This is a genomic window from Microcystis sp. LSC13-02 (assembly GCA_002282935.1).
Lineage (GTDB): Bacteria > Cyanobacteriota > Cyanobacteriia > Cyanobacteriales > Microcystaceae > Microcystis.
Window position 1 is genome coordinate 1 of sequence record MTBT01000299.1, and the last position, 1,453, is coordinate 1,453.

Sequence of the window (1,453 nt, forward strand, 5' to 3'; positions counted from 1 at the left end):
CTGCCTTCGGTTCATTATTCCATTTTTCTTGTAATACCTTGAGGATTTTGGCCGTAAAACCCTCAAAAGCCTCATAAACAACCCCAAAACCGGTCGTATCACTCAATAACCGACTTACCCTATATTGACCATTTAACAACAATTGAGAGCCGCAACTTTGACAGTAACGAGTATTCGAGTTATTATTACTCGGATGCTCCGGTTGAGAACAATCGGGATTAATGCAGTAACAGGGTTTCATCTCGGCTATCAGTTATTTTAAGTAGGCCGGCAAAATAAATTTACTAGGGAAGATAGGCAAGAGGCAATAGGCAAAAGCTTTATCGAAATGTGTAATTAATTTTGCGTGCGGTACTTATCGGGTGAATAATTGAAAGTTGCCCCTCCCTGCCGTTGAAAGAATTTTATCATAAGTAAGCTATAGTCATTTCAATTAAGATTGAGAATATCAATCCCAGATTTCATAAGGGTTTTGTCAGTCTAGACTGTATCAGACTTATCTGAAATGACTATAAAACGCATTTTAACCGCCTATCCTTAGATTAGCTGTCTCGGAGTCTCGACTAGAAAATTAATTTTGCCGGCCTACTTAACTAACACTCCATTCAGAAAAATTTCGGCAATACCTTCGGCCATTTCCTGTAAAGCAAGGGGGGAAGCATTGGCATCTAAAATAGTTTCAGTGGAAAAACCGGCAATTGCGAACATTCCTAGAAAAACTTGGGCGACAATTTTCGGATTCATGGGACGATAGATACCACGATCGATCGCTGTTTGAAAAAAAGCCTCGGCCACATCGGTCATTTTAGCAATTACCTCCGATTGAATTCGGTCTTTTAATTCGGGGTGAAATTGCGCCTCTATAAAACAAACTCGCAATAAATCGCTATTTTCTCGCATTCTCAACACCCTACGTCGCATCACCTGCGCTACCGCTTTATAACTGCCCATTTCGCTCAATTCCGTCAGCAAGTCGGTGAGAATATCCACCCATCCCCTAGTGGCCACTTCAATTAAAATCGCCTTTTTGTTGGGAAAATAACGAAATAAAGTTCCTTCTGCCACATTTGCCTTTCCTGCTAGGTCTTTGGTCGTGGTTCCTTCATAACCCTTAGCGGCAAATAAACGTAAAGCGGCCTGTAGAATACGACTACGGGTATCTTCTTCCCCAGAATTGGTCTGAGTTAGGGAACGTTGAAAAAGACTTTGCATAATTATTGACAGCTAGAACGGGATAGAGCCATTGTCATCCATCAAGTTAGGTGTTTACGCAAATGCTTCATAAAATTTTGAGTAATTGGGGTAACTTGGCCTTCAACAACGAGCGCAGCCGCTTGACAATCGGCTAAGTTCAGCCATAAATAGGGTCTGCTGAAAAAGTTTTTCGGTGGGGGTTGGGGGTTGGGGGTTGGGGTGTGGGGTGTGGGGTTTTACCCATTTTCAGGTGGTCAAT

The 1,453-nt window shown here is 42.1% G+C and carries 2 protein-coding genes; both read right to left on the reverse strand.

Annotated features, from left to right (window positions below):
* On the reverse strand, positions 1-241 hold a 241-nt coding region (locus BGL89_RS18680), incomplete at its 3' end, for a 4-Cys prefix domain-containing protein (protein ID WP_353743961.1).
* 344 nt (positions 242-585) lie between these two features.
* Positions 586-1,212: a TetR/AcrR family transcriptional regulator gene (locus tag BGL89_RS18685; protein ID WP_286827025.1), complete on the reverse strand. Its 627-nt coding sequence runs from the start codon at positions 1,210-1,212 to the stop codon at positions 586-588.
* Positions 1,213-1,453 lie beyond the last annotated feature (241 nt).